Here is a 25,704-nt window from a genome sequence, read left to right on the forward strand (position 1 = left end):
CATAGGCCGTGTCGCCAATGAGGCGTGCAGGCGTGATGTCGAACTGTTCTTCGACGCGCTCAACCATCGTCTTGGTGGACTCGACCTCGGCAGTGCGATGCGCCGGCGTGGCTTCCACATCCAGGATCACACCGTGCTCGGTATCGATCAGGTAGTTCGTGGAGTAGGCGAAGAAGGCGGGACCGCCTGGTGCTGCTGTCCAGCGGGCCTGAGGATCGGTCAGTGAAACACGCTTAGGTAGCGTTTCAGTCAGCGCGTCGTTATCAAGCGCATGGAGGTACTCACGTATGGCGCGGGAGCAGAGTGCCGGATCGTTCCAGTTGACCTCTTCATTCCCAGCTACGCCACGCTGTCGGCTGGCATCCGCTTTGATGATGCTGGCGTCCACGGCAAATCCTTCGCCCTTGACCAGACCTACGTCCATGCAGCGGCGCAGCACTTCATTAAACAACCAGCGAAATAGACCGCTCTCCCGAAAACGGCCATGTCGATTCTTGGAAAACGTCGAGTGATTGGGTACTTCATCTTCCAGTCCCAACCGGGCAGAACCAGCGATAGGACAGGTTCAAATACCCCTCTTCGCACAACTGCCGCTCGGAGCGGATGCCATAGCCGTAGCCGTAGCCGTAGCCGACGATCAGCATGCGGATCATCAGCTCAGGATCAATCGAGGGACGCCCAATCGGGCTATAGAAATCTGCGAGGTGTTGGCGCAGGTCGCTGAGGTCAAGACAGCGATCGATGCTGCGCAAGAGGTGGTTGCAGGGGACGTGATCTTCCAGATTGAACGAGTAAAACAGGCGCTCCTGCCCACTCGATAGCTGCCCCATCATGCTGCATGCCCCCTGCGATCGCCGACATGATGATTCTGCCGACGGTCTGCCGGGGTAGCTAGTTTTTCAACAGAATTGACCCAAACCGGTCAGTGAGCAGCACGGAAAGCGGACGTTCAACACCCACGCAATGGGCTGGTTTGGAGCGTCAGCGGAAAGCTAGCCCCGATTGACGCGCTTTTTAAGCCATTAGTTCTTTGATGTTTATATCAAATTCCGTTTCTAGAAACTTTACTGTTACCGGTTGCAGGCGCTTGCCCGGAACCGGCATGGCGAGTGCCGGCAGACTCGACCGGTGTGCGGCTGGTGTTGATAGGCGGCGGGTTTTGCCGCCGTTGCTGCGGTTGATCGTCTCCCTATCGGACCGCCGACGCTGATTCTCCGTCAAACCAGCACATGGCGCGTCTCCGAAAAAAACTGGTGGATCTGCTGCTCTATTCGCGGATCGATCATCACCTCGGGCCGCTTGCCATTCGGGCAGGCCAGCCGTGGCGTCGTTCCGAACAGGCGGCAGATCAGCGGGCGTTCTGCGTAGACTTGACACCCCTTGGCACCGAGATGAGGGCAGTTCAGATTGGCCAGTGCCGCTTCGTGCTCCTCCTCGCTCTTGACCGGAAGCCTCGCCATTTCTTCGGTGGAGGTGGTCACCGGCCCACAGCAGTCGTGACATCCGGGCTGGCACTCGAACGATGGAATGCGTTCTCGGAAGAACCGGATTTTCTGACTGGTTGGTGTCATTGGGCGTCATCCTTCATGTGAACCGCCCCACTTTACCTAGATACAACCATTCGGGTCGAATCGCCCGATCCCACTTCAACTGTGCGACGTCGACTCCCAACCCCCGCCTAGCGCCAGAAAGAGATTGATCTGATCGATCGCCACCTGGCTGTCCGAGGCCGCCAGCGCCGCGTCGGCGCTGGCCAGCGTGCGGTCGGCGTCCAGGCTGGACAGGTACGGGGAACGCCCTGCCTGGTACAGGCGGCGATTCTGCCGGGCCACCTCATCGGCATTGTCGCGCGCCGAACGCAGCGCGGCGTTGCGCTCCAGGTCCTTGGCGTAGAAGCTCAGCGCGGTCTCGGTTTCGCGCAGCGCGTTCAACACTACCCCATCGAAGCGGGCGAGCGACGCATCGGTATCGGCCTCGGCCGCTTTCACGCGGGCACGCGCACCGCTGTCCGGAATCGTCCAGCTGATCAGCGGACCGAACCCCCAGCGCTCGGTCCGCCCCTCGCCGATATGATCGAGAATGCCGGTGAAACCGGCCGACGCGCCGATGGTGATGCTCGGGTAGAGCTCGGCGGTGGCCACGCCGATCTTGGCAGTGGCGGCGGCCAGCTGACGCTCGGCCTCACGCACGTCCGGGCGCCGCTTCAACAGCGCCGCGCCGTCGCCGACCGGGATCGCCTGGGCGATCTGCGGCTCCTTCTGGCAGTCGACCTTGGCGGCCAACAGCTCTTGCGGGGTCTTGCCGACCAGCACCGCCAAGCGGAACAGCGCGGCGTCCTTTTCGGCCCGGAAACGCGGCAGGTTGGCGCGCAGGCTGTCGGCCTGCGACTGCGCCCGCACCACGTCGGTCACCCGCCCGCGCCCGGCGTCCGACAGGCGGCGGGCCACCTCGACGCCGCGGTTCTGCAGGTCGAGCTCGTGCTGCGCGACCCGCAGCTCGCGGTTGGCCGAACAGCTCTGCACATAGGCGCGCACCGTTTCGGCCGCCACGGTGACGCGGGCCAGGTCGACCGCCGCCATGCTCGCCTCGGCGCTGGCGTGTGCGGCCTCTTCGCCGCGCGCCAGCTTGCCGAACAGGTCGATCTGATACGCGAAGCTGATGCCGATGTCGGCCAAATTTTCGACCGGCAGCTTCTCCGGCACCAGGAAGGCCTCGCCGGACTCCTGCGCCCGTTTGGCCGCCAGCGACACGCTGCTGTGCAGGCCGCGTTCGGCGTCGACCTCGGTCATCACCGCCATCGCGCGGCGCAGGTTGGCCGAAGCGACGCGCAGATTGGTGTTCGACACCAGCGCCTGCTGCACCAGGCCGTTCAGCACCGGATCCTTGTACAGCTTCCACCAGCCGGCCGGCACCGGTTCCAGTGACACCGCGTCGCCGTGCGCGCCGGCAAACTGGCCGTTGGCGGACGGATTGCGTAGCGCCGCCTGCTCGGGAATCTTGTAGTCGGGGCCGACCGTGGTGCAGGCGGCCAGCGCCCCGGCCAGGGCAAGGCTTAGCGCCGATTGGAGCAGTTTCACGAGCGGGCCCCCTGCGGCTGGGTCGATGGGGTCGGCTTGGCCTGCTGAACCGACACGGTGGCGGTGCGGCCGGCGATCAGCCGGAAGTCGGCCGGCACCTCGTCGAGCGCGATCCGCACCGGGATGCGCTGCGCCAGCCGGACCCAGTTGAAGGTCGGGTTCACATTCGGCAGCAGCGACGCGCCGTTGCTGCGGTCGCGGTCCTCGATCCCGGCGGCGATGCTCTGCACATGGCCGCGCAGAGTGCGCGATTCGCCCATGATCTGGATCTCGACCGGCTGGTTCAGCTTCACGCCGTTAAGCTTGGTTTCCTCGAAATAGCCGTCGACGTGGAAGGAATGCGCGTCGACGATGGACAGCACAGGGTGGCCGGTCGCCACGTAGTCGCCCTTGCGCGGGGTGCGATCGTTCAGGTAGCCGTCCACCGGGCTCACCACCTCAGTGCGCTCCAGATTGAGGCGCGCCACGTTAACCGCGGTGTCGGCCGCGGCCAGCGCCGCTTCACCCTGCTGCACCTTGGCGTCGCTCTCCTCCTGGCTTTCCTTGGCGACCAGGTCGGCCAACGCGCGGTTGCGCGCCGCTTCGCGGCGCGCCTGCGCCAAGGTCGCGCGCTGCGCCGCGACCGCCGCCTGCGCCTGGCGCAGCGCCAGCTCGAAGCGGGCGCGGTCGACCACGAACAAGACCTGGCCACGTTTCACCAACTGGTTGTCGCTGACCTCGACGTCGGTGATCAGGCCGGAGACGTCCGGCGCCACCTGCACCACGTCGGCGCGGATGTGGCCGTCGCGGGTCCACGGCGCGTTGGTGTAGTAATCCCAGAGGTGCTGGCCGACCAGCACGGCGACGACGACGACGATCAGGGTCAGCAGCACCGGCCCCAGCTTTCGAGTGAGATTTTTCATGATTGCAACCAGTGGGTCAGCGCGACCGTGCCTCCGAGCACGATCACATAAAGGGCAAAGTTGAACAGGGAGCGGTGCCAGACCACCTTGTAGAGACCGAGCTGCACCAGCACGAAACGCAGGCAACCGGTCAGTGCGAAGGCGATCAGCATCAGCACCAAGAGGCTCGGGATGTACACCCCGTAGATATCGATTTCGCCGATCATTGGCTTGCTCCGAGGCTTGGCGTGGGGTCGAGGGGTGTAGTCGCGGCGGCGGGCTCTTCGGCCGGGGCCGGGAACAGCGTCACCCGCAGCTCCACCAGCGCGTTGAGCGCCTCGCGCGCGGCCGGGCTCGCTTCACCGGCCGCCGTCGCGCGGATAGCGGCGTCGATGTCGGCGGCGAGCTGCGCCGGGGCAGGCAGCGGCCGGCGCTCGTCGGCGCAGCGCTGGTAATAGCCAGCGACGGCCTGCAGCACCTGCTGGACCGCGCCGTGGGCCGGTTCGGCCAACCTGTGCTCGTCACGCTGCAGATCGAGCGCGCTGAAGCCGACGCGCAGCTCGCTGAAGCCGTCGGTCAGCGTGTCGTGGCCGCTGGCGGCCAGCCGCGGCATCAGCAAGGACAGGCGGTCGAGCATCCTCGCGGTCAGCCTGGCGTAATCGTCGAGGTGCTCGCCGGCCGCCATCCGCGCCAGCGCCCTCCAGCTCGAATGCACTAGGCGGCGGATCGCCAGGCCGGTGCCGAACGGCCGGGTCAGCAGCGTCCAGATCAGTGCGTACAGCACGCCGACCACGCCTGCGATATTGCTGTTGAAGAAGACGGTGAAGTTGGCGTCGTAGGCCCCCTGCAGACCGAGGAAATTCGCGGTGTTCACCGTCAAGAGCATCGCGATCATGTTGAACCTGGGCTGGGCGATCAGCGCGCCGATGGCGAGGAATGGCAGTGCCAGCAACGCCACCAGCGTCTCGAACTCGTGCGAGGCCGGGATCACCGCGAACAGCAGCACCGCCGACAGCACGATGCTGACGCAGGTCCACACGAAGAAGAGATTGATCAGCGGCGCCGGTTCGTCCTGCGAGGCGAAGAAGCAACAGGCCACCCCGCCGAGGATGACGCCGCTGACGCCGTCCTCCCAGCCCAAGCCGATCCAGATCAGGCTGGCGATGAAGATGCCAAGCGAGGCCATGCCGGCCGAAAACAGCAGCATGCCGTAGTCGTAGTGGCGAGTCTTGCCGCCGACCTCCCAGCGGCTGTACGCCGGCTGCCAGCCCTCGCCCGCCTCGCCGGTCGCGATCATCGCTTGCAGCGCCAGGCAGTCCTGCCACAGATAGATCAGCGAGCGCAGCCGCGCCCGCACATGGGCGCCGACCAGTTCGGCCCAGCCGAGACCGGCCACTTCGGCCGGCGCCGCCAGCTCGTCCAAGAGACGCGCCGCCTCGCCGCGGGCGCCGTCGCGGCGGCACATCCAGGCGGCGATCTCGTCCATCTGCCGCGTCAGCTCGGCCGGCATGCCCTGTGGCAGCCGCCGCAGCGTGGCGACGTTGGCGCTCAGCGACGACAGGATCGGCAGCAGCATGCTCATCCGGCCGCGCAGCTCACGCGCATGGCGTACCGCGCGGGCGCTGCCCGAATCATAGGAGAGGTGGGTGATCAGCTGGTCCAGCGCCAGGATGTCGGCCGCCAGGCGATGGCGGCTGGCCGGACGGTCGCTGGCCGCGGCGGCTGCCGGCGACAGCGTCTCGGCCGCCCACAGCGCCGCGTCCTTGAGCCAGGCATTGATGCGCGCGCTCAGCACCGGCGTCACCTTGCTCGGAAACACCAGCGTGGCCACCACGCTGGCGCAGACGATGCCGAGCAGGATCTCCTCGCTGCGCGCCACTGCAACGTCGAACACCATCTCCGGGTGGAACACCGTCGGTAGGCCGATGATCAGCAAGGAATAGGCCGCCAGCATGAAGACGTAGCTACGCGGGGTGCGGTCGAGCAGCGACAGGGAGAGCAGCGTGCCCATCCACAGCGACATCACCAGGCTCAGCAATACCGGGGCGTTGACGAACAGCGGCACGAACAGCACTGCCGCCGAGGCCCCGATCAGGGTGCCGCAGGCGCGGTACAGCGCCTTGGAACGGGTCGCGCCGGTCATGGGGTGCGACACGATGTACACGGTCGCCATCGCCCAGTACGGGCGCGGCAGGCCGAGCATCAGCGCGATATACAGCGCCAGCATGGCGGCGGTAAACGCCTTGGCCGAGAACAGCCAGTCGCGCCAGGAGGGCAAAGTGATCATCTTGCAGAATCTGTTCGGTCAGGATGTGGATGAGTGGGTGGGTGATGCCGCCATTTCCAGCGCGTGGAAGACGCGTAGCGTCGCCTCCAGATCCTGCCGACTGATGTCTTTCAACACGCTCGCTCTGAGTCCGACCAGCTCGGCCTCGATCGTTTCGGTCAGCTCCCTACCCTGCTCGGTAAACCAGAGGGTTCTGGCGCGGCGGTCTGTCGTCCCTCTTTCTCGGCGAACCAGCCCAGCGTCGCTCAATTGATCGATCAGACGCACGAGGGAGGCCCCTTCGATACCGATCTGCTCCGCCAGGGCAGCCTGGTTCACCCCCTCGCCGAGTCGACCGATGAAGATGAGTGCCGTCGCACAGGATGCCGAAACACCGTAGACGGTCACCACATCATGCGAGACCTGGCGCCATCGCCGGCCGACCTGTAGCAGTGCACCCGTTAGTTGGAGACGTAATACGTCGATGCTTTCCATGGTTAATATTACCATGATTATAGTTAGTTAGAAAACTAACTATATGGGCAAACTGCCACACCACCCCTGCCTCGTTCAGGCAACGACAGGCCATGGCAAGAAGGCAAGTTGGGACGCCATGTCTGTATTCTGGCCTGTCATAAAAATAACGTTTTGACGGATCAATTGAAGAATAGGCGCCGAAAACCAACGTTGCCCCCTGGAATACCAGAGCCGTTCAGCGGCACTGGTATTCCCAGGGGGCAACGGGGACACGCCAAGCAGCGATCCGCTACGGCCGTTTCACGGCCTCTCGCCAACCGGGGCCGACGCCCCGGCCGGCACCAGTGTCGGCGGCACCATCGCATTGTTGGCCTCCATCCCATACGGCGGATAGTTGTAGGCCTGAACCTTGATGGTTCGCAGCCAGTAAGGCAGATCCTGCTGATAGGGCGACAGGGCCATCGGCACAGACTGCGGCGTGCGGCTCAGCCTTGCGACGCGTGCCGGGTCCACCTCGACCGGTGCAACCGAAGCCTGAGCGTCCACGTTCGCCAGAGCCGCCAGCACCGCCTGCGCTCGCTCGGCGAGCGGGCGTTTGTCCGGGTATTCCTTCACCGGCTCGTACGAGGTCATCACCCAGCGCCCGTGATCGTTGCCGACCAGCACCGGCTCGTCGATGATCCGCACCGGCGTGCTCTTGGCCATCATCGGGAAGATCTGCGCCGCGTCCTCGGGATAGAGGTGGATGCAACCGTGGCTGGTACGCAAGCCGACGCCCCATGGCTTGTTGGTGGCGTGGATGAAGATGCCGGGGAAGCCGGTCTGCATCGCGAGCATCCCCATCGGATTATCCGGCCCCGGCGGCACGTACTCCGGCAGCTCGACGCCCTCTTCCTTCAGGTGCTCGGCGCGGATACTGGTCGGCACGAGCCAGCCCGGGTCGCGGTATTTCGCGACGATCTTGGTGGGGCCGAGCGGAGTCGACCAACCCTCCCGCGCGATACTCGTCGGGTAGGTGATCACCTGCTGCGGCTGGCCCTTCGCCGCCGGAGGGAAGTAATACAGGCGGCGCTGCGGGATATTCACCACCACCCCTTTCCACGGCTTCGGTGGCAAAATGAACTGGCTTGGCACGACGACGCGTTTTGCCCCCAGCCACACCGACACGCCGGGATTGGCGGCCACGATTTCCTCATAGCCCACATCGAAGTGTCGAGCGATGTCTAGCAAGGAATTGTCCGAGCTCGGGTTGACTATCACCACCTGCCCGACCACGGTGGAACCGTCGGTCGGAAGCTCGAAGGTAGCCGCTGATGTGTTGGCGGCGACAAAGCCGGCGGCCGCAGCGACCATGCAGGCCCTGCGCCAAGGTAATTTTTCCATCATAGTTATGAGTAACAATGCTGATACATAAGTTAATTATACGACTTGCGTCGATGCTACTGCTGTGGCTGGCGCTCGGCGCATCGGCCTGGGCCGCCCCAGGGAACTGGGTGTTGGTTGACACGGAAGCCCGCACATTGACCGTGTACTCTGGCGCCGACAACGCGCTCGACCGGTTCGACAATATCTCCCTCGGTCGCGGCGGCGTCGCCCCGATGCATTACCATGGCGACGAAACCACCCCGCTTGGCGACTACCGCATCGTGCGGATTCGCCCTTCTACGCGTTTCACTACCTTCTACGAACTCGACTACCCCACTCCCGAACACGCCGAACAAGCCATCGAGGCCCACCGGCTCGACGCCGACAGCTTCGACGCTATCGCCGAGGCAAGGCATGAGCATCGTCTGCCTCCGCAGGACACCCTGCTCGGTGGCGGCATCGGCATCCACGGCGTCGGCCACGGCGACTCAACGGTTCATCAGCAATACGATTGGACGGAAGGCTGCGTGGCGCTCAGCGATGCTCAACTGCGTCGTTTCGCGCATTGGGCAAGAGTCGGCATGCGGGTGGTCATCCGCTGAACGCCGGACCAGCACGTCCGTTTGCGCAGAGCCACCCGTCAGGCCTCACTTCATCATGGTCTTCTTGAACATCCGGTTGAGTTTTTCGTTGGTGTCATTGGCGGTCTGATTGGCCTGATTTGCCGTGCTCAGCGCCTGATCGGCCTTCTGGTTGGCGGCAGCCGCCGACTGATTGGCGCGATCGGCGCTCTGCTGCGCCTGCATCGCCATCGTGCGCACCTTGTCCAGGTCGCCGTTGCTGGCGCAACCGCCCAGCAACAGTAACGAGGCACACGCGGCCGAGGCAAGCAGGACGGGACGAACGGGGAGAGATCGAAGCATGGGCATTCCTCCAAGGAAAAGTGAGACATGCACAAAGGCACACGCTATCGTCCGCCCCGGCAAACCGGGCCTTAGCGACAGCGCGCACTTCCCGACGATAGGGTCCGCCACAGCCTGCCCTTTCAGGACGGGCTACAACGGCCTCTATTCACGGTTCTAACATCCTGCATGACAACAAATCCGTGTCTGGTTTCTTCTGGCGGCACGCCACGAGTCGGCTACCGTCAAATCATGTGTTCTTCTCGCTTGATGCAATGCGTCTTGTTGCTGAAATCCAGATACCTACTATTGGAGGTTGAGCTAACGGGATTGACGCTGAGCTCGGTGACGGTTCCGGAGGGATCATGCCGAATCCCAAGCACGGGGCACGCGACAAACTTCCCAGAAAGATTGATTTAATTGATTTTTTCAAGCGTAGTCGATAACGGGGAAGAGAGGTAGCGCGAGCTGCCCATTCGCAATGCCGCGGCTCACCTGTCATGAAAACAGGATGAGGCGACGACAGCACTATCCACCCTGTCCGACAAACCGCATCCGGACAGGGCAGACTAGGCGGCAACGCTCCGCTAGATAGCAGGGCACCGTCATTGTTGGGAGAAAAAGGATGAGAATGAACGAGGTGAGCCCGGACTCGCGCCAGATTGCGCCGGCCGCCGAACGCAATCGCGATGCGATCCTCGGCGTTCTGCGGCGTGTGCTACCGGACACCGGCATGGTACTGGAAATCGCCAGCGGCACCGGTCAGCATGCGGCCCATTTCGCCACCGCGCTGCCCGGCCTCACCTGGCAGCCGAGCGACCCGGATGCCGCATCGCGCGACTCGATCGCGGCGTGGGTGGTCCACGCCGGCGTCGCCAACCTGAGAGCACCGCTGGCGCTGGACGTCTGCCGCGAACCGTGGGGCATAGCGGCGGCGCAGGCTATCGTCTGCATCAATATGATCCACATCGCGCCGTGGGCGGCGGCTCAAGCGCTGTTCGCCGGTGCCGGCCGTCTGCTGGGAGCCGGTGGCGTGCTCTATCTCTACGGCCCCTATCGGCGCGGCGGCAAGCACACCGCGCCGAGCAATGCGGCGTTCGACGCGCAGCTGCGCGCGACCAACCCGGAATGGGGCGTGCGCGATCTGGAAGACGTAACGACGTTGGCCGAAGCGGCCGGCTTCACGCTCGACGAGGTGATCCCGATGCCGGCGAACAACTTCAGCCTGGTGTTTCGCAAGTAGCCGGCCGTTCGGCCAACCCTGCGCTTAGTCGAAGGCGCTGTCGCAACGTGCGAGCCGTCCGCCCTGCCGGCGGAATTCGGCCACGAAGTCGTCGCCCAGCGCCTCGAAGCCGGGCACCGGGCTCGCGCCGTCGCTGAGCAGCACCAGCTTGCGAGCGAAATCGACGCCGAGGTGACGGATCAGGCTGCGCACCGAGCTCGCGACGCAGTGTGACAGCGCCTCGCCGGCGACGATCACCCGGTCCGCTTGGTAGAGATGGGCGACACGGCGGGCATCGAACTGGGTGTCGGGGTCGGTAGCCAGGGGGCGATCGGCCTCGAAGGCGGAAAAATGCTCGGTGTCGGGGTTGAGACCCTTGAACAGCGGCGTCACCGCCTGCCGACGCAGCCGCTCCCAGCCTTGCAGCGCCGCGTTGAGCGGCGCGTAGATATTGTGCCCCCAGCTGCCGATCAGGCAGTGCTCGGGCCAAATATACAGGCCCACATCGGCCAGGTAGTCGAGCGCATGCGCTCGCTTGGCCGGGTCGACAGTCTGCCATCGGCCGGCCTCGACGTCGGCCAGCGTGATCGGCGTGTGCAGCGGTTGCCTGCCCTCGGCGTCGCGCCAGTAGCTGCCGTGAGCGATGTCGTAGCTGTGGTGGCTGTCCAGCGTCACCGTGATGCCCGAGAGCCGCTCGCCGTAGCGGTCGATCAGCTCAGCGACACGCTCTAGGTCGGCACTGGCTCCCGCCACCGGCAGCGCCGCGCCGGGGATATCGCAGAAGTCGTTTTGCGGATCGATGATCAGCAGTTGCACATTGTCGCGGGTCGCCATGGCCGGCTCCTCAATACGGGCTTATGTTCCTCCCATCATGACGCAATTGCCGGCGGCCCGGAACTCCGGCGGCGCGGTACCTTCCATGCATTTGACCTAGGCCGATTTCCTTAAGAAGACCGGGCAGTGGCGGCGCGCACCTCGTCTGCGGCGTGGTCGATGCCGCCTGATCCGCCAACGGACAAAGCCGCTGCCGGATCGGCTCCGGCAGCGGCTTTCGGCCAACCTTGACTGGCCTTACCTCAGGCCGAAGCGGGCTTCAGCTGCTCGCCGAACGGCAAGGTGCGGATGCGTTTACCGGTCGCCGCGTACACCGCGTTGGCCACCGCCGGCGCGATCGGCGGCACGCCCGGCTCGCCCACCCCGGTCGGCTTTTCGGCCGACGGCACGATGTGCACCTCGACCGCCGGCATCTCGTTGATGCGCAAGACCGGGTAGTCGTGGAAGTTCGACTGTTCGACCACCCCATCCTTGAGCGTGATCGCGCCATGCAACGCGGCGGACAGGCCGAAGCCGATCCCGCCCTCCATCTGCGCCTTGATCACGTCCGGGTTGATCGCCAGGCCGCAATCGACCGCGCACACCACCCGGTCCACCCTGAGGCTGCCGTCGGGCTTGACCGTCACCTCGGCCACCTGGGCGACATAGCTGTTGAACGATTCGTGCACCGCGATGCCGCGGCCGCGCTTCTCGCCCGGCGCGCCGGGCTTGAGCGGCGTGCCCCAGCCGGCCTTCTCCGCCGCCAGCGCCAGCACGCCCCAATGGCGCGGATGCTTGGCGAGCAGCGGGCGGCGAAACTCGACCGGGTCCTTACCGGCGGCGACCGCCGCCTCGTCGAGCAGCGTCTCGGTCGCAAACGCGGTGTGCGTGTGTCCTACCGAACGGAACCACAGCACCGGCACATGGATATTGGTCGGCGTGGAGAGCTCGATCCGCCTATTCGGGATGTCGTAGGGCTCGCCCGCGCCTTCGGCCGACGTCGAGTCGACGCCGTTCTTCACCCCGAACTGCTCAAGCGGCGTGCCGGTCAGGATAGACTGGCCGACCAAGCGCTGATGCCAGCCGACCAGATTGCCGGCCGCGTCGAGCGCCAGCCAGGCACGATGGAAGAACAGCGGCCGGTAGTAGCCGCCGCGGGTGTCCTCCTCCCGTGTCCACACCAGCTTGATCGGCGCGTGCACGCCGTGTTTGCCGGCCGCCTGCGCCACCGCCACCGCCTCGGACAGATAGTCCGAAAACGGCGACGCACGTCGGCCAAAGCTGCCGCCGGCGTAGAGCTGGGTGATCGACACCTTCTCCGCCGGGATGCCCAGCTGCTTGGCGATCGTACCCTGGTCAACGGTCTGGAACTGTTCGCCGTTCCAGACTTCGCAGCGACCGCCCGACAGGCGGACCAGGCAGTTCATCGGCTCCATCGCCGCGTGCGCGAGGTACGGAAACTGGTAGTCGGCCTCGATCAGCTTAGCCGGCTTGGCCAGCGCCGCGGCGACGTCGCCCGACTGATGCACGACCAGTCCCGGTTGGGCGGCCGCCTGGCGGTACTGCGCCATGATCTCGTCGCTGCCGAGCTTGAACGCACGGCTCTCGTCCCACTGCACCTCGAGCGCGTCGCGGCCCTTCTTGGCCACCCAGGTGTTCTTGGCCAGCACCGCCACGCCAGCGAAGGTGTGCGCGGTGCCGGCGTACGGCACCACCGCGACCACGCCGGGGATCGCCTTGGCCTTGCTGGCGTCGACGCTCTTCACCGTCGCGCCGAAGCGCGGCGAGTGCGCAACCACCGCCACCAACATGCCGGGCAGCTTGACGTCCTGGGTGAACTGCGCGCGCCCGTCGGTCTTGTCGGCGTTGTCCTTGCGCGGCACGTCCAGCTTGCCGATCAGCGTGAACGCCTTCGGGTCCTTGAGCTTTACCTCTTGCGGCACCGGCAGCTTGGCCGCCGCCGCCGCGAGTTGGCCGAACCGCGCTTTGCGCCCCGAGGCGGCGTGATGCACGACCCCGCGGCTGACGGTGAGACTGTCGGGGGCGACCTTCCACTGCCGCGCGGCGGCCGACACCAGCATCGCCCGGGCCGTCGCGCCGGCCTTGCGCATCTGCTCGAACGAATTGGCCATCGCGGTGCTGCCGCCGGTGCCCTGCACACCAAGGAACAGGTTCTTGTAGCGTTTGACGTCGGCCGGCGCCCCTTCCACCGTCACTCGGCTCCAGTCGGCGTCCAACTCCTCGGCGACCAGCGTCGCGAGGCCGGTGTAGCTGCCCTGCCCCATTTCGATATGTTTGGCGATGACGGTGACGGAATCGTCCGCACCGATCCGCACAAAGGCATTCGGCTCGAAGCCGCCTGCTGCGGCTCCGGCCTTGCGGGCTGCCAGCACCGGGCCCAGATACAGCCCCAGTGCCAGCCCGCCGATGCCCTGCACGAAACGGCGCCGGCTGACGTTGACGATCTCCGTCTCGGTCTCGGCGTTAGGCGACGGCTCGTTACGATTGGCGATTCCCATGAGCAGTCTCCTTTACGCCAGCGCGCGGGCGGCTTCGTGGATGGCGGCGCGGATGCGCACGTAGGTGCCGCAACGGCAGATGTTGCCGCTCATCGCGTTATCGATGTCGGTATCGCTCGGGTTTTTGTTGCTGGCAAGCAGCGCCGTTGCCGTCATGATTTGACCCGACTGGCAGTAACCGCACTGCACCACATCCAGCTTGCGCCAGGCGGCCTGGACGGCTTTGCCGACCCGGTCGGCATCCACCCCTTCGATGGTCGTGATCTTCTTGCCGTCGGCCGCGCTGACCGGCGTGACACAAGAACGCACCGGCAGCCCATCGAGATGGACGGTACAGGCGCCGCACAGCGCCATGCCACAACCGTACTTCGTGCCGGTCAGCGCTAATTCATCGCGCAGGTACCACAGCAGCGGCATCGTGGGGTCGCCGCCGAACGAGTGCGCCTTACCGTTGAGCGTGAACTTGATCATCGGAGTCGTCCTTTTGCTGTTAACCGGTCGGCCACTCGGGCTTTGCTGAGAGGCCGGTGTTGAACGAGGCGAACGTCGGAGCCCTCACTCCCCCGGGCAGGGTGCGCCGGCCGCCACCCAGTCTTTGACGGCGGCCACCGTCTGCGGCTTCGTCAGCGGCGGCGGGGTACGCTTGCTTCCCGGGTTCCAGCCCCAGGCGACGAGCTGGTCCTCGCTGAAGTGGTGGACCAGGTCCTGCAGGCTGCGTCCGCCGTTCCGTTTCGGATCCCGCAGTCCGAGGCACAAATCGCGTGGCGACAGCCCCTGGAACACCATTTTCAAGTTGGCCGGGGGCAGCTGCCAGTGCGGGGCTCCCGGCGGCGCATGCTCGCCCATCGAGGGAGACGCGTTCTGCGTCTGATGGCAGGTCGCGCACATCATGCCCGGCATCCCCTTCCCGTCCACGCCTCGCTTCACGTTCTGGGCATGGGTCTTGCCCATGTCGAACTGCAGGGGGCTGTCGCCGGGAATATGGCAATTCTGGCAACGCGGAGACTGCAGCACAGAACGGATAGGCTCGAACAGCTTGTCGCCAGCCGCGCCGGCCGCCGTTTGTGCGAAGAGCGGTAGCGAACAGACGATCGCCAGCAGCGCGCCGGGCGTCCACCAACGATGCCTTTGGTATTTTTTTGCCATCTGGACCGCCTTCTCCGCCAAGTGGTGAGAGGGAACAGCTAATCGCCGTGAAGCATTGAAAAGGCGCGTGCTCGCGTCGAGGCGCCGCAGATCAAGGGGGGCATGCCGAAAGGGAAAGCAGGCTCGCTCTCTGGGTCGAATGCCTTCAGGCGACCGTCGCGGCCACGGCGACCTGTTCTGGTTTTCTAGAAGGGTTCCGATCGTTTTGCAAACCGACAGGAAGGCTCGGCGCGACTGGGTAGCTCTAGTCCTTCCCCGGCAGCACCAGGAACTCGGCCGCCTGCAGCGCGGAGTCCTGCCAATGCCCTTCGGCCACGTCGCGCCACCACGGCACCACCGCCTCCACCCGGGCCGGTTCGACCGGCTCGCCGAGGCGCGGCATCATCAGCCCCTCCGGCGCCTTCGCCAGCAGCACCTCGGCCGGCTGGGCCCACGGGTGCATCGCCAGGTTGAAGGTGCCCCAGTGCACCGGCAGCAAGCGGCCGCTGCCCAGCTGCGCCCACGCCAGCAAGGCGTTGTCCGGCCCCAGGTGCACATTGCCCCAGGACGGATGAAAGGCCCCGACCTCGATCATCACCAGGTCGAACGGCCCGAGCCGCTCGCCTATCTCGGTAAAGGCCGGCGACAGGCCGGTATCGCCGCTGAAGAACACCGAATGCCGCTCGCCCTGCACGACAAACGACGACCAGAGCGTGCCGTTGCGGTCGTGCAGGCCGCGCCCGGAAAAATGGTGCGACGGCGCGGCGGTGAAGCTCAGCCCGCCCGGCAGCTCGATGCGCTCCCACCAGTCGAGTTCGGTGATGCGCTCAGGCAGAACGCCCCAGGCTTCCAGGTGCATCCCGACGCCGAGCGAGGTGATGAATGGCACCGGCAACTTGGCAAGAGCCCGGATGGTCGGGTAATCGAGGTGGTCGTAGTGGTCGTGCGAGATCAGCACCGCATCGAGCGGCGGTAAGGCGGCGATATCGACCGGCACCGGCTGGAAGCGCTTGGGCCCCATGAAGGAGAACGGCGAGGCGCGCTGGCCCCACACCGGGTCGGTCAGCACCCGCAGGCCGTCGATTTCCAGCAGCACGGTCGAATGGCCGAGCCAGGTGGCGCGCAGGCCGGTGTCGGCGTCCTGCTGCCAGCCGTCGCGCGGGTCGACCGAGGGCAGCGGCCGCGCAGGCACCCGCCCCTCGCCGCGGAACAGGAAGTCGGTCAAGGTCGGCCGAGGCTTCTCGCTGCTGCGCACCGCGCTGGACGGATAGGTGTTGACGAAGCCACCGTCGGCGTACTGGCTGGAAGCCTGCATGCGCTCGAGCCGAAGCCCTGCGGCACGCCTGGTGAACAAGGGCATGATCAAGCTCCTTGGATGAATGAGCGGCCACCGAAACCGGTTTGACGCATGCAAGGCCCCACTCGTTCAGGCCTGTCATCTTGCGCCTAGTCACGCCCGGGGAACAAGTTGGCCGAACGGCCGCGCTGGCCCCACTCGGCCGCCCCCTCCTGCCGCCTACAGCCCACTCGCTTCCCGGTCCGGCGGCTGACTCGTTACTCCCGACCCGTCATCGTAATTGGCATTTTTAAAGTGAAATAACAATTCATTTTGCGTAATTTCACACGTTGCAGCGTCGAAATATGTCAGACAAAAATGGCTTGTGGTACACGTTAATCACAACAAACCATGCGCATATAACGCACCGTGTTTTAACTAAGCGCAGCAGTCAGACTGCCGGGGGAGAAGTAATGGAGCAACAAGGCAAATGGGGACATTTGCGGACAAAAATAGTCCTGGTAGCCGCCGCGGCCATCTTTATCGGTTTTGCGGTAATGGTCGGGCTGATCGTCAAGATGAGCTACGACCGCGCCGAAGAGGCCGGCCATCAGCAGGCGCAGCAGCAGGCCGATAGCTATGCGCAGCAGGTCCAGACCAAACTCGACACCACACTGCTGCTGCCGCGCCAGCTGGCGCAGTCGGTGCTGGCGCTGAAGGCCAGCGGCAAGGCCGAGCGCAAGACCGTCGACAATCTGATCCTCGGCCTGCTGAACGACGCACCGGGCATCACCGGCCTGTGGATGCTGTGGGAGCCGAACGCGTTCGATGGCAACGACAACGCCTACCGCTTCGACTGGCCGAAACAGGACCCGACCGGCCGCTACACCCCGTACATGACGCGCGGCAAGGACGGCAAGGCGACCGTCGACGTGATGATGTCAACCGACCGGGTGAAGAGCTTCCCCCAATACAAGGAGCACCCGGAGACCTACCAGCCGGACTACGAAAAGCCGGGCTGGGGCGACTTCTACTACACGCCGAAGAAGCGCCGACAGGACACCATCACCGAGCCCTATCCGTACGAGGTGAACGGTCAGAAAGTGCTGGAAAGCTCGCTGGTCTACGCCATCAAGGACGGTAACGGCCGCTTCCTCGGCGTGACCGCCGCCGACCTGATGCTGGACGATCTGCAGAAGGATCTGGGCAGCCAGCATCCGTACGACACCGGCTATATCCAGCTGGTCTCCGAGGGCGGCCTGTACGTCGTCAACCCGGACGCGCAGAAACTCGGCAAGCCGGTCGAACCCGGCACCGAACTGGCGCAAGCGCTGCCCAAGGCGAAACAGGGTAGCGGCGTCGTGTTCGAATCGGACGGCTTTACGCACTTCTTCCGCCCGATCAAGGTCGGCGACACCGGCCAGTACTGGTCGCTCGGCGTGAACGTGCCGACCGCCGCGATCACCGCCCCGGCCGTCAAGCTGCGCAATACCGCGATCGCGATCGGGGTGGCCGCACTGCTCGCGATCCTCGCGGTGTTGTACGCGGTGGTGAGCTACCTGACCCGGCCGCTGTCGAACCTGGCCGACACGATGGAAGAGCTGACCTCCGGCAAGGGCGACCTGACCGCCCGCATCGAAGTCGCCAACCGCGACGAGATCGGCCGTACCGCCGACGCCTTCAACCGCTTCATCGCCAGCCTGCGCGAGATGTTCATCGAGGTGAGGACGCAGAGCGAGGCGGTATCGCGTTCGGCGACGCAGCTGGCCGCATCGGCCGAGGTGGTACAGGCGTCGTCGTTGCAGCAGTCGGAAGCGGCCAGCGCGACGGCGGCCGGCGTCGAAGAAGTCACCGTCAGCGTCCAGCACATCGCCGACACTGCGCAGCAGGCGGAGCACATGGCGCGCAATACCGGAGAGCTCACCGAGACCAGCGTCGCCACCGTCGCCCGCGTCAGCGCCGACATCGCCAACGTCACCCAGACCATGCATGCATTGACCGAGCGAATGGCGAGCCTCGGCCAACGCTCCGAGGAGGTGACCACGATCCTGCGGGTGATCAAGGACATCGCCGACCAGACCAATTTGTTGGCGCTCAACGCCGCGATCGAAGCGGCGCGCGCCGGCGAGACCGGGCGCGGCTTCGCCGTCGTCGCCGACGAGGTGCGCCAGCTGGCCGCCCGTACCGCCGAGGCGACGCTCGACATCAGCCGCATCGTCACCGCGATCCGGGCCGAGACCCGCGACGCGGTCGACGAGGTCGAGCACACCCGCGGCCTGGTGGTGACCAGCGCCGGCGTGACCGAGGACGCCAACCAGACCATGCGCCAGGTTAGCGAGCGCACCGACGAGTTGATGACAAGGATGGTCGACATCGCCGCGTCGACCCGCGAACAGTCGGCGGCCAGCGTCGAGATCGCGCAGAATGTCGAGAGGATCAGCAGCATGGCGCAGTCGAACGGCCAGGTGGTCGGCGAAGTCGCCGACTCGGTCGCCCAACTGCGCAGCCTGTCGGACAATCTCGAGAAGCTGGTCGGGAATTTCAGGCTGTGATGGCAGCGTGAAGGGACGAAAACGCCGGGGCGAGCCCCGGCGTTTTTCTTGACCCCCTCCTAGCCCGAATCGAGTTAGGCGGCTTTCAGCTCGCGCAGCAACGCCTGCAGCGGGTGGGCCAACTTCACCCCGTCGATCAGCTCGACCTGGCAGCGACAGGAATAGCCGGTCGCGAGCAGCGTGTCGCTCCCGGCCTCGACGAGCTTCGCCCAGCTCAACCCGTAGATCGTCTTGGACATTTCCCGCTTGTCCGCCTCGTGGCCGTAGGTGCCGGCCATGCCGCAGCAGCCGGCGCTCTGGCTCGCCAGCTTCACACCGAGCGCGGCGAACACCTTCTGCCAGTCGTCGCCCGCGGCCGGCGCGTTGGTCTTCTCGGTGCAGTGCGGCAGCAGCGTGTAGCCGCTGCCCGGACGAGCCGCCCGCTGGGGCAGCGCGTCGAGCCGGCTCGCCAGCCATTCCTGCAGCAGCTGCACGTTCGGCACGGCGTCCTTGCCCAGCGTCTTCGCGTATTCGGCGCGGTAGGTCAGCGTCATCGACGGGTCGAGCCCGACCAGCGGGATGCCGCTCGCACTCAGCGCGTGCAAGCTCTCGGCATTGGCGGTGGCGACCTTGCGGAACGCGCCTAGGAAGCCGTGCACGTGCAGCGGCTTGCCGTTGGCGCGGAACGGCGCGAGCAAGGGGGTAAAGCCCAGCTCGCGCAGCAGCGCGAACAGGTCGAGCAGTAGCTCGGTCTCGAAATAGCTGGTGAACGCATCCTGGACGACGATCACCGCGCGCGCTCGCTCGGCTTCGGCCAAGCTTTGCAAGGCCTGGGGCGTCGCGAGCGCGTAGCCGCGGCGGCGCAGTTCGGCCGTGAGGTCGATGCCGGTCAACAGCGGGCTTTCGACCAACCCGATGCGGCGCATCAGCGCCCGGCCGGCGGCACTGCCGACCAGCGCGTTGTACAGCCCCGGTACGCGCGCGGCCAAGGGCAGCATGAATTCCAGCGAGCCGATCAAATAGTCCTTCACCGGGCGCAGGTAGCGGCCGTAGTAGAGCTCGAGAAACTTGGAGCGGAACTCCGGCACGTCGACCTTGATCGGGCACTGGCCGACGCAGGACTTGCAGGCCAGACACCCCTGCATAGCCTCCATCACCTCGTGCGAGAAGTCCGCTTCGCCGCGGCGCTTCGCGAAGGTGTTACGCACCTTCCCCGCCAGGCCGGACAGCACGCCCTGCCGGCGCAGCCGCGCGCTTTCGGCCAAGGGGTCGACGCCGGCGAGCGAGAGCTGGCGCAGCCATTCGCGCAAGAGCGAGGCGCGGCCCTTCGGCGAGTGGCGGCGCTCGCGCGTGCCCTTCCACGACGGGCACATCGCATCGTCCGGGTCGAAGTTGTAGCAGGCGCCGTTGCCGTTGCAGTGCAGCGCCTCATCAAAGCCCTGCCGCACCGAAATGGGAATCACCCGGTCGTGCTGGCCGCGCGTCGGCACCTCGTCGATCTTCCACAGCTCGGCGCCGGGCGGTGCGGCGATCTTGCCGGGGTTGAGCTGGTTGTGCGGGTCGAACGCGGCCTTGATCTCTTGCAGGCACGGGTAGAGCGAGCCGAAGAACTCGGGCGCGTACTCCGAGCGCACCCCCTTGCCGTGCTCGCCCCACAAGAGGCCGTGGTATTTGCGCGTCAGCGCGACCACGCCGTCGGTGATGCTGCGCACCAGCTTCTCCTGCTCCGGGTCCTTCATGTCGATGACCGGGCGCACGTGCAGCACGCCGGCGTCAACATGACCGAACATGCCGTAGGCGACGCCGTGGCCGTCGAGCAGCGCGCGGAATTCGGCGATGTAGTCGGCGAGGTTCTCCGGCGGCACCGCCGTGTCCTCGACGAAGGGGATAGGCCGCTTGTCGCCCTGCAGGTTGCCGAGCAGGCCGACCGACTTCTTGCGCATCCCCCAGATCCGCCCGACCGCCGCCGCGCCTCGCGCGACGGTGTGGCCGCAGCGGCCGTGCGCCCGGCCTTCGCGCACCAGGATGCCCTCCACTTCGGCCAACATTCGCTCGAGCGCGGCCTCGTCATCGGCGAGGAATTCGACCAGGTTGATGCCCTGCGCCGGCACGTCATCGTCGGGGAAGAACTCGCGCACGCCGTGCCAGACGATGTCCTGGCGGGCGAGGCCCAGTACCTTGGAGTCGACCGTCTCGATCGACGCGGCTTGCAGCGCCATCAGCGCTGGCGCGTCGCGCAGCGCGGCGTCGAACGTGACATAGTGGACGTTGACCAGGGCACTGCAACGCGGGATTGGCAGCACATTGAGCTTGGCCTCGGTGACGAGGCCCAGCGTGCCCTCGGCGCCGCACAGGATGTTGTTGAGGTTGAAGTGCCCTTGCTCGTCGCGGATGTGCGCCAGGTCGTAGCCGGTGAGGCAGCGGTTCAGCTTCGGAAACTTCGCGGCGATCAGCGCGGCGTGGTCGCGCTGGATGCCGTCGAGCAAGCGATGCACCGCCCCGACCCGGTCGTCGCGCTGCTTGATGACGTCGAGTTCCGCTTCGGCCAAGGCTTGCGAGTGCCACAGTGTGCCGTCGAGCAGCACCGTTCTCAGCTCCAGCACATGGTCACGGGTCTTGCCGTACAGGCAGGAGCCCTGGCCGCTGGCGTCAGTGTTGATCATCCCGCCTATCGTCGCGCGGTTCGAGGTCGACAGCTCCGGCGCGAAGAACAGGCCGTAGGGCTTGAGCGCGGCGTTGAGCTGGTCCTTCACCACCCCGGCCTCGACCCGCACCCAGCGCTCCTCGACGTTGATCTCGAGAATCCGATTCATGTGCCGCGACACGTCGACGATCACCCCGTCGCTGAGCGACTGGCCGTTGGTGCCGGTACCGCCGCCGCGCGGGCTGAACCTGAGCGTTTGGAAGCGCGACTCGCCGGACAGCTTCGCCAAGCGCACCAGGTCGTCGACGTGCTTCGGGAACGCGATCACCTGCGGCCACACCTGGTAGATCGAGTTGTCGGTGGCGAGCACGGTGCGGTCGGCGTAGCTCGAGCTCAGCTCGCCCTCGAAGCCGCGTACGCGCAGCTCGGCGACGAAGTCGAGGTAGAGCGAGTCGGAGACGGGGCGGTCGGTCAGGCGAGGAATCATGCTGGGCTCGGGACGGTGCGTTGCAACAGGGTAGCGCGGCAGGCTGAAAAATGTGCCCGTGTCGGACAACACGGGCACCAAGGTTGCCGCTCAGGAAACGTCGTTACTCGGTATGGCCACAAGAGTCGTCAACAAACCACAGCGAAGCGGTCCTGCTCGCCTCCCTGCCGTAGACAGTGCGAGAGCAAGGCAACGACGCCGGTAGGGGTTGTTGGCGGCTCTTAGCAGGCGGCCGCGGTCATCTTGAAAATACCCTGCGCGTTCGAGCTGTCGAAGCGCAGGTCGCGCTTCTGCTCGCCCGTGGCCGGGTCGGTGATGACATCGCGGGTGATGAATTCGTAGAACGAGCCCGGCACGGTGCGGGTCACCATCGAGCCGTCGGCGGCGCGGAAAATACGCTCGACCAAGGTTGCCTTGAACGCGGTCTGGCGCACCGAACCCGCAGCCGATACCTCGACCTTGTCCTTGATCGGCAAGCCACGGGCACGCAGCGCGTCGGCCACCGCGAACACGTCGTCGACATGGTCGGTGGCGTGGTTGAAGCAGTTGCCCTCGGTGGCGATCCAGGCCATCTCGGCCGACTCGGCCAGCAGCGTCTCGTAGGCCGCGAGGCTCGGCGTGTCGTGTTGGACGGCGAAACAGCCGACGAGCTGGGGCAGCAGCTCGACCGCCTCGGCGAACGGCAGCGAGCGGGCTTCGGCCAGCTTGACGAGCAGCGCCTTGTCGCGAGCGCTCAGCGGGTCGCGCGAGCTGGCGACCACGGTCTCGACCGCCTGCTGGAACGCCGGCGAGAACTGGTCGACGTGCAGCTCCGAAACGAAGAACTGCGCGACCGTCTCCGGCGCGTCGAGATGACAGTAGGCGCGGCCGGTCATCTTCAGGCGGGCCAGCGGGTACAGGCCGGCAACGGCGAAGCCGAGCGGCTCGAGCAGGCGCTTGAACGCCAATTCGCCGGCCGGCAGCGCGCCGGTGTTGGCGGCGGAAACGGTGCGCAGCGCGCCATGATCGAACACCACCTGGCCGCCGGCGGCGAGCTTCTCGGCCACGTACGCCTTGCCTTCCGGCACTGCCTCCAGGTTCTTCGCGAACAGCTGCATGTTCATCGCCTGGGCGAGGATCACGCGCGGCACCGTGTCGCCGGCTTCGGCCAACAGCGGCGCGTCGACCACGATCATCTCGAACAGCGCCGCGGTGGTAGCGCGACCGGTCGTCGCTTCCAGCAATTGCCACAGTTGGCTGCGTTCGAAATCTGCCTGGGTGTGTGCCATTTCGGAATACCTTTCGTTCGGGGTGTTGCCGTTCGGGATACGGGTCGGCTGCGGGGCCGGCCTTGCAATGATCTGAAGTCTCGACCGATTCCCGGCACCCCTCAAGCGATGTATTCTGCTGACTTCATTCCGAAAACTCATCAACTACCATGCGTCGTACCCTACCCTCGCTGATGGCGCTGCAGTGCTTCGAAGCGGCCGTCCGCCACCTGAGCTTCACCCGCGCCGCCGAAGAACTGAACCTGACGCAGAGCGCGGTCAGCCGGCAGATCCGCGCGCTCGAGGACTTCCTCGGCCGGGCGCTGTTCGAACGCGTCAAGCAGCGCCTGGTGCTGACCACCGCCGGCGAGGCGTACGCGGCGGCGATCCAGGACGTGCTCGATCGCGCCGAGGCGGCCACGCTGCAGCTGATGGCGTACAGCGGCGAGGGCGGCACGCTGACCGTGGCGATCCTGCCGACCTTCGGCTCGCGCTGGCTGGTGCCGCGTCTCGGCGACTTCGCCGCGCGCTATCCGGACATCCAGCTCAACCTGGTCACTCAGGTTCGGCCGTTCGACTTCGACAAGGAGGAGGTGGACGTGGCGATCCACTTCGGGCCGGCGTTGTGGCCGGGGGCGATCTGCCACCGGCTGATGGGCGAGGAGATCGTGCCGGTCTGCGCGCCCGGCCTACTCAAGGGCAAGCCGGCGCTGACCGACCCGCGCGAGCTGCTCGACTACACGCTGCTGCAGCACACCACCCGCCCGCAGGCGTGGAACGACTGGCTGCACGCGGCCGGCGTCGCCGAGGTGGAGGGCGGCCTGCGCGGACCGCGCTTCGAGCATTTCTTCATGGTGATCCAGGCGGCGATCACCGGCCTGGGGATCGCGGTGCTGCCGCAGTTTCTGGTGCAGGACGAGCTCGACAAGGGCCTGCTGATCAAGGCGATCGACAAGCCGGTGCCGAGCCTGCACGCCTACTACCTAGTGCACCCGGCGACGAAGGCCGACCTGTACAAGGTGCGGGTGTTCCGCGAGTGGGTGCTGGAGCAGGTGCGGTGATAGGGAAACTATGGCTTTGTAGGGTGCACACCCCTCGGGGGTTGCACAGCACGTGTAGGTAACCGCTATCGACGACTCGGTGTGCGGCGTGAATAACGAAGCCCAACATCCATTGATTTTCATAAAGATGTTGGGCTTCGCGACCTGCTCAGACCATAGTTAGCAACTAATCGTTGCCACCGCCGCCGCCATTGCCACCATCGTGGCCACCGTTACCATCATGACCACTGCTGCCACCATGGTCTCCACCGCTGCTGTCACTACCGCCGTGACCACTGTCACCGTGATCTACGTCATGGTGCTCGCCGTCGTGGTGCTCGCCGTCGTGGTGTTGTCCATCGCTATAGGCGCCATCCTTAGCGGCCAGCGAGTTCGCATCTCGATCATTCAGCGCCAGCTTTTCGGGCATCTGGTTTTGTACATCAGGGACGTTGTGCGGGCTCACTTGGCTGGTCGCACTCGCCAACGTAGCGATGCCCGCCACCAAGCCACCGATGATCCATCGTTTCATAGTTGCCTCCTCATATGGGAAAGGGTATCCGATGCAGCGGCAATTCTACGCTTGGGGTCTTACCGAGACACCGTGGTGCCAATAGACGGCGACGGATGTCGCTTGCTATCGATACGACGGCGTCCTTGAAACTGCGAGCAAGCCCCTGCCCTAGCTCCTGCCGCCTAACAGCCACCACTCCACTCTTCGCGTAGCGGTGCTGAATGTTAAACATACAACATTTATGACAGAGTCCATAGAAATCAGCAACTGATCTTTTAGACAAACTTAACGAGAGGTGGAGCAATCCATTTTAATAGCGGGGTGAAGCCTTGCCTCTTTATCTAAAACAACGGCGTAGGACGAGTCCACGAAGGCAATCTGCCACCAATCAAATGCCGCACGGATAATTAGGTGGCAGAATTCGTAGCAAGCAAAAAAATGGCCCGACTCTCGTCGGGCCGCCCTTTCCACTCACGTCTAACCCAAGAAATCAAAACTTCATTCCCGGCGACAACTGCGCCGGCGCTTCTACCGAGACCATCGGGCCGACGCGGTAGCCGAACAGTACTTGCTAGCGCAGTCGACGCCGCCGACAAGGTACCGGTGCGAGTTGCGTTTCCTTGTGTTCGCCAAGCGCCTCGGCGAAGTGATGCACGATGGCGAGACGCTAGTCGACAAAAGTCAGGTAACCCCAGATCGCCGCGATATTGGCCATCAGCGCGAAGCCGACCGAGAAGCTGATGCCGGAGAACAGCTCCCAGGCCCAGAACACGCCCTGCCCGGTCGGAAAGCCCTCGCCCATCGCGTGCGCGAACTGGTTGCTCACCAAGAGCAGCGCGCAGAGGATCGCCCACTTCAGCAGGTAGCCCGGCAGGTATTTGCGCTGTTCGCGGTTGTAGCGGTAGTTCTGCTCGCGCAGCAGGAAGTCGCCGCGCGAGGCGTCACGGAACAGCCAGAACGGGATCAGGTAGAGGTACAAGAGGTGCAGCAGGCCACGGTCGGCTGTTGTCTCCATGGTGGTGTCTCCATTCTTTTTTTCGGACGGCTTGCCGCTGTCCGCTACTGACTGGCCCTTTCAGACAGCCTGAGTTTTCTGACTGAAATATAGGCGCCCGGACCTGAGGCGTACCGGCCAAATCGCACCCTTTTCCGCGTGACCTGGCACTTCACAAAGCCGTGTACTGCCTCACGTCCGGTAACAAACCCTTCATTGAGCCGTGGAAACCTTAAGGTTGAATGCCCTAGAGCGTGTTCACAGTAACCAGATATAAGCACAGACTAGGCTGAGAAATGCGCCAAACCGGCTGGTCAGCTTGTC

21 protein-coding genes and 1 pseudogene are annotated in these 25,704 nt (G+C 65.3%); 4 read left to right on the forward strand and 18 right to left on the reverse strand.

The features are described from left to right. From ACZ2IA_RS21055 to ACZ2IA_RS21090, 8 genes and pseudogenes are all read right to left on the reverse strand, one after another. Window positions 1-833: pseudogene (locus ACZ2IA_RS21055) on the reverse strand (transposase); the annotation flags it as partial. Window positions 834-1,217: 384 nt separating this feature from the next. After that, complete coding sequence (locus tag ACZ2IA_RS21060; RefSeq protein WP_470294552.1) at window positions 1,218-1,571, reverse strand: YkgJ family cysteine cluster protein; 354 nt, start codon at window positions 1,569-1,571, stop codon at window positions 1,218-1,220. Between the two features lie 75 nt (window positions 1,572-1,646). Continuing rightward, window positions 1,647-3,077 (reverse strand): efflux transporter outer membrane subunit, encoded by a 1,431-nt coding sequence (locus tag ACZ2IA_RS21065; RefSeq protein ID WP_470294553.1) that lies wholly within the window; start codon window positions 3,075-3,077, stop codon window positions 1,647-1,649. Further along, on the reverse strand, window positions 3,074-3,979 hold the full coding sequence (locus tag ACZ2IA_RS21070) for an efflux RND transporter periplasmic adaptor subunit (RefSeq protein WP_470294554.1): 906 nt from the start codon (window positions 3,977-3,979) through the stop codon (window positions 3,074-3,076). Before ACZ2IA_RS21070 ends, ACZ2IA_RS21065 begins: the two co-directional genes overlap by 4 nt. Continuing rightward, on the reverse strand, window positions 3,976-4,185 hold the full coding sequence (locus ACZ2IA_RS21075) for a DUF1656 domain-containing protein (protein WP_470294555.1): 210 nt from the start codon (window positions 4,183-4,185) through the stop codon (window positions 3,976-3,978). Before ACZ2IA_RS21075 ends, ACZ2IA_RS21070 begins: the two co-directional genes overlap by 4 nt. After that, entirely contained in the window at window positions 4,182-6,245 is a 2,064-nt protein-coding gene (locus ACZ2IA_RS21080) for an FUSC family protein (RefSeq protein ID WP_470294556.1), read from the reverse strand. The genes ACZ2IA_RS21075 and ACZ2IA_RS21080 overlap by 4 nt, the downstream gene beginning before the upstream one ends. Window positions 6,246-6,263: 18 nt before the next feature. Next, window positions 6,264-6,719 (reverse strand): MarR family winged helix-turn-helix transcriptional regulator, encoded by a 456-nt coding sequence (locus ACZ2IA_RS21085; RefSeq protein WP_470294557.1) that lies wholly within the window; start codon window positions 6,717-6,719, stop codon window positions 6,264-6,266. 282 nt (window positions 6,720-7,001) lie between these two features. Then, window positions 7,002-8,054, reverse strand: coding sequence for a L,D-transpeptidase family protein (locus ACZ2IA_RS21090; RefSeq protein ID WP_470294558.1), 1,053 nt, complete (start codon window positions 8,052-8,054; stop codon window positions 7,002-7,004). A gap of 83 nt (window positions 8,055-8,137) precedes the next feature. On the opposite strand from ACZ2IA_RS21090, the gene ACZ2IA_RS21095 reads away from it, so the two are divergent. After that, window positions 8,138-8,668, forward strand: coding sequence for a L,D-transpeptidase family protein (locus ACZ2IA_RS21095; RefSeq protein ID WP_470294559.1), 531 nt, complete (start codon window positions 8,138-8,140; stop codon window positions 8,666-8,668). Window positions 8,669-8,713: 45 nt separating this feature from the next. Here ACZ2IA_RS21095 and ACZ2IA_RS21100 read toward each other — a convergent pair whose 3' ends face one another. Continuing rightward, window positions 8,714-8,989 carry an Lpp/OprI family alanine-zipper lipoprotein gene (locus tag ACZ2IA_RS21100; protein ID WP_470294560.1) on the reverse strand — a complete coding sequence of 92 codons (276 nt, stop codon included), beginning with the start codon at window positions 8,987-8,989 and terminating at the stop codon, window positions 8,714-8,716. A 604-nt stretch (window positions 8,990-9,593) separates the two neighbouring features. Here ACZ2IA_RS21100 and ACZ2IA_RS21105 point away from each other — a divergent pair. Then, on the forward strand, window positions 9,594-10,211 hold the full coding sequence (locus ACZ2IA_RS21105) for a DUF938 domain-containing protein (protein WP_470294561.1): 618 nt from the start codon (window positions 9,594-9,596) through the stop codon (window positions 10,209-10,211). A 24-nt stretch (window positions 10,212-10,235) separates the two neighbouring features. Here the strand turns inward: ACZ2IA_RS21105 and ACZ2IA_RS21110 are convergent, their stop codons facing one another. From ACZ2IA_RS21110 to ACZ2IA_RS21130, 5 genes are all read right to left on the reverse strand, one after another. Then, entirely contained in the window at window positions 10,236-11,024 is a 789-nt protein-coding gene (locus ACZ2IA_RS21110) for a cysteine hydrolase family protein (RefSeq protein WP_470294562.1), read from the reverse strand. Window positions 11,025-11,266: 242 nt separating this feature from the next. Further along, window positions 11,267-13,522 (reverse strand): xanthine dehydrogenase family protein molybdopterin-binding subunit, encoded by a 2,256-nt coding sequence (locus ACZ2IA_RS21115; RefSeq protein ID WP_470294563.1) that lies wholly within the window; start codon window positions 13,520-13,522, stop codon window positions 11,267-11,269. Window positions 13,523-13,534: 12 nt separating this feature from the next. Next, a complete protein-coding gene (locus ACZ2IA_RS21120; protein ID WP_470294564.1) occupies window positions 13,535-13,993 on the reverse strand; it encodes a (2Fe-2S)-binding protein in 459 nt (152 codons plus the stop codon). Between the two features lie 84 nt (window positions 13,994-14,077). Continuing rightward, the gene (locus ACZ2IA_RS21125; RefSeq protein WP_470294565.1) at window positions 14,078-14,668 is read right to left on the reverse strand and encodes a hypothetical protein; all 591 of its coding nucleotides are present in this window, start codon (window positions 14,666-14,668) and stop codon (window positions 14,078-14,080) included. Window positions 14,669-14,912: 244 nt separating this feature from the next. Continuing rightward, window positions 14,913-16,007 (reverse strand): MBL fold metallo-hydrolase, encoded by a 1,095-nt coding sequence (locus ACZ2IA_RS21130; RefSeq protein WP_470294566.1) that lies wholly within the window; start codon window positions 16,005-16,007, stop codon window positions 14,913-14,915. Window positions 16,008-16,480: 473 nt separating this feature from the next. On the opposite strand from ACZ2IA_RS21130, the gene ACZ2IA_RS21135 reads away from it, so the two are divergent. Next, window positions 16,481-18,475 (forward strand): methyl-accepting chemotaxis protein, encoded by a 1,995-nt coding sequence (locus tag ACZ2IA_RS21135; RefSeq protein WP_470294567.1) that lies wholly within the window; start codon window positions 16,481-16,483, stop codon window positions 18,473-18,475. A 74-nt stretch (window positions 18,476-18,549) separates the two neighbouring features. Here the strand turns inward: ACZ2IA_RS21135 and ydiJ are convergent, their stop codons facing one another. Both ydiJ and ACZ2IA_RS21145 read right to left on the reverse strand, forming a co-directional pair. Continuing rightward, window positions 18,550-21,585: a D-2-hydroxyglutarate dehydrogenase YdiJ gene (gene ydiJ, locus ACZ2IA_RS21140; protein WP_470294568.1), complete on the reverse strand. Its 3,036-nt coding sequence runs from the start codon at window positions 21,583-21,585 to the stop codon at window positions 18,550-18,552. A 221-nt stretch (window positions 21,586-21,806) separates the two neighbouring features. Further along, window positions 21,807-22,853, reverse strand: a complete 1,047-nt coding sequence (locus ACZ2IA_RS21145; RefSeq protein ID WP_470294569.1) for a DUF1338 domain-containing protein — start codon at window positions 22,851-22,853, stop codon at window positions 21,807-21,809. A 149-nt stretch (window positions 22,854-23,002) separates the two neighbouring features. On the opposite strand from ACZ2IA_RS21145, the gene gcvA reads away from it, so the two are divergent. Then, window positions 23,003-23,893, forward strand: coding sequence for a transcriptional regulator GcvA (gene gcvA, locus ACZ2IA_RS21150; protein ID WP_470294570.1), 891 nt, complete (start codon window positions 23,003-23,005; stop codon window positions 23,891-23,893). 166 nt (window positions 23,894-24,059) lie between these two features. Here gcvA and ACZ2IA_RS21155 read toward each other — a convergent pair whose 3' ends face one another. After that, window positions 24,060-24,404, reverse strand: coding sequence for a hypothetical protein (locus ACZ2IA_RS21155; RefSeq protein ID WP_470294571.1), 345 nt, complete (start codon window positions 24,402-24,404; stop codon window positions 24,060-24,062). A gap of 649 nt (window positions 24,405-25,053) precedes the next feature. After that, window positions 25,054-25,401: a hypothetical protein gene (locus ACZ2IA_RS21160; RefSeq protein ID WP_470294572.1), complete on the reverse strand. Its 348-nt coding sequence runs from the start codon at window positions 25,399-25,401 to the stop codon at window positions 25,054-25,056. Window positions 25,402-25,704 lie beyond the last annotated feature (303 nt).

This window comes from Crenobacter sp. CS_VA4, from assembly GCF_055597485.1.

What these genes read in the sequence shown, in the direction of transcription:
- ACZ2IA_RS21080 (WP_470294556.1), bottom strand. Translation starts at nt 6,245, where the DNA reads ATGATCACTTTGCCCTCCTGGCGCGACTGGCTGTTCTCGGCCAAGGCG.
- ACZ2IA_RS21075 (WP_470294555.1), bottom strand. Translation starts at nt 4,185, where the DNA reads ATGATCGGCGAAATCGATATCTACGGGGTGTACATCCCGAGCCTCTTG.
- gcvA (WP_470294570.1), top strand. Translation starts at nt 23,003, where the DNA reads ATGCGTCGTACCCTACCCTCGCTGATGGCGCTGCAGTGCTTCGAAGCG.
- ACZ2IA_RS21070 (WP_470294554.1), bottom strand. Translation starts at nt 3,979, where the DNA reads ATGAAAAATCTCACTCGAAAGCTGGGGCCGGTGCTGCTGACCCTGATC.
- ACZ2IA_RS21095 (WP_470294559.1), top strand. Translation starts at nt 8,138, where the DNA reads ATGCTACTGCTGTGGCTGGCGCTCGGCGCATCGGCCTGGGCCGCCCCA.
- ACZ2IA_RS21105 (WP_470294561.1), top strand. Translation starts at nt 9,594, where the DNA reads ATGAGAATGAACGAGGTGAGCCCGGACTCGCGCCAGATTGCGCCGGCC.
- ACZ2IA_RS21135 (WP_470294567.1), top strand. Translation starts at nt 16,481, where the DNA reads ATGGTCGGGCTGATCGTCAAGATGAGCTACGACCGCGCCGAAGAGGCC.
- ACZ2IA_RS21120 (WP_470294564.1), bottom strand. Translation starts at nt 13,993, where the DNA reads ATGATCAAGTTCACGCTCAACGGTAAGGCGCACTCGTTCGGCGGCGAC.
- ACZ2IA_RS21155 (WP_470294571.1), bottom strand. Translation starts at nt 24,404, where the DNA reads ATGAAACGATGGATCATCGGTGGCTTGGTGGCGGGCATCGCTACGTTG.
- ACZ2IA_RS21090 (WP_470294558.1), bottom strand. Translation starts at nt 8,054, where the DNA reads ATGGTCGCTGCGGCCGCCGGCTTTGTCGCCGCCAACACATCAGCGGCT.
- ydiJ (WP_470294568.1), bottom strand. Translation starts at nt 21,585, where the DNA reads ATGATTCCTCGCCTGACCGACCGCCCCGTCTCCGACTCGCTCTACCTC.
- ACZ2IA_RS21160 (WP_470294572.1), bottom strand. Translation starts at nt 25,401, where the DNA reads ATGGAGACAACAGCCGACCGTGGCCTGCTGCACCTCTTGTACCTCTAC.
- ACZ2IA_RS21125 (WP_470294565.1), bottom strand. Translation starts at nt 14,668, where the DNA reads ATGGCAAAAAAATACCAAAGGCATCGTTGGTGGACGCCCGGCGCGCTG.
- ACZ2IA_RS21110 (WP_470294562.1), bottom strand. Translation starts at nt 11,024, where the DNA reads ATGGCGACCCGCGACAATGTGCAACTGCTGATCATCGATCCGCAAAAC.
- ACZ2IA_RS21060 (WP_470294552.1), bottom strand. Translation starts at nt 1,571, where the DNA reads ATGACACCAACCAGTCAGAAAATCCGGTTCTTCCGAGAACGCATTCCA.
- ACZ2IA_RS21130 (WP_470294566.1), bottom strand. Translation starts at nt 16,007, where the DNA reads ATGCCCTTGTTCACCAGGCGTGCCGCAGGGCTTCGGCTCGAGCGCATG.
- ACZ2IA_RS21145 (WP_470294569.1), bottom strand. Translation starts at nt 22,853, where the DNA reads ATGGCACACACCCAGGCAGATTTCGAACGCAGCCAACTGTGGCAATTG.
- ACZ2IA_RS21100 (WP_470294560.1), bottom strand. Translation starts at nt 8,989, where the DNA reads ATGCTTCGATCTCTCCCCGTTCGTCCCGTCCTGCTTGCCTCGGCCGCG.
- ACZ2IA_RS21115 (WP_470294563.1), bottom strand. Translation starts at nt 13,522, where the DNA reads ATGGGAATCGCCAATCGTAACGAGCCGTCGCCTAACGCCGAGACCGAG.
- ACZ2IA_RS21085 (WP_470294557.1), bottom strand. Translation starts at nt 6,719, where the DNA reads ATGGAAAGCATCGACGTATTACGTCTCCAACTAACGGGTGCACTGCTA.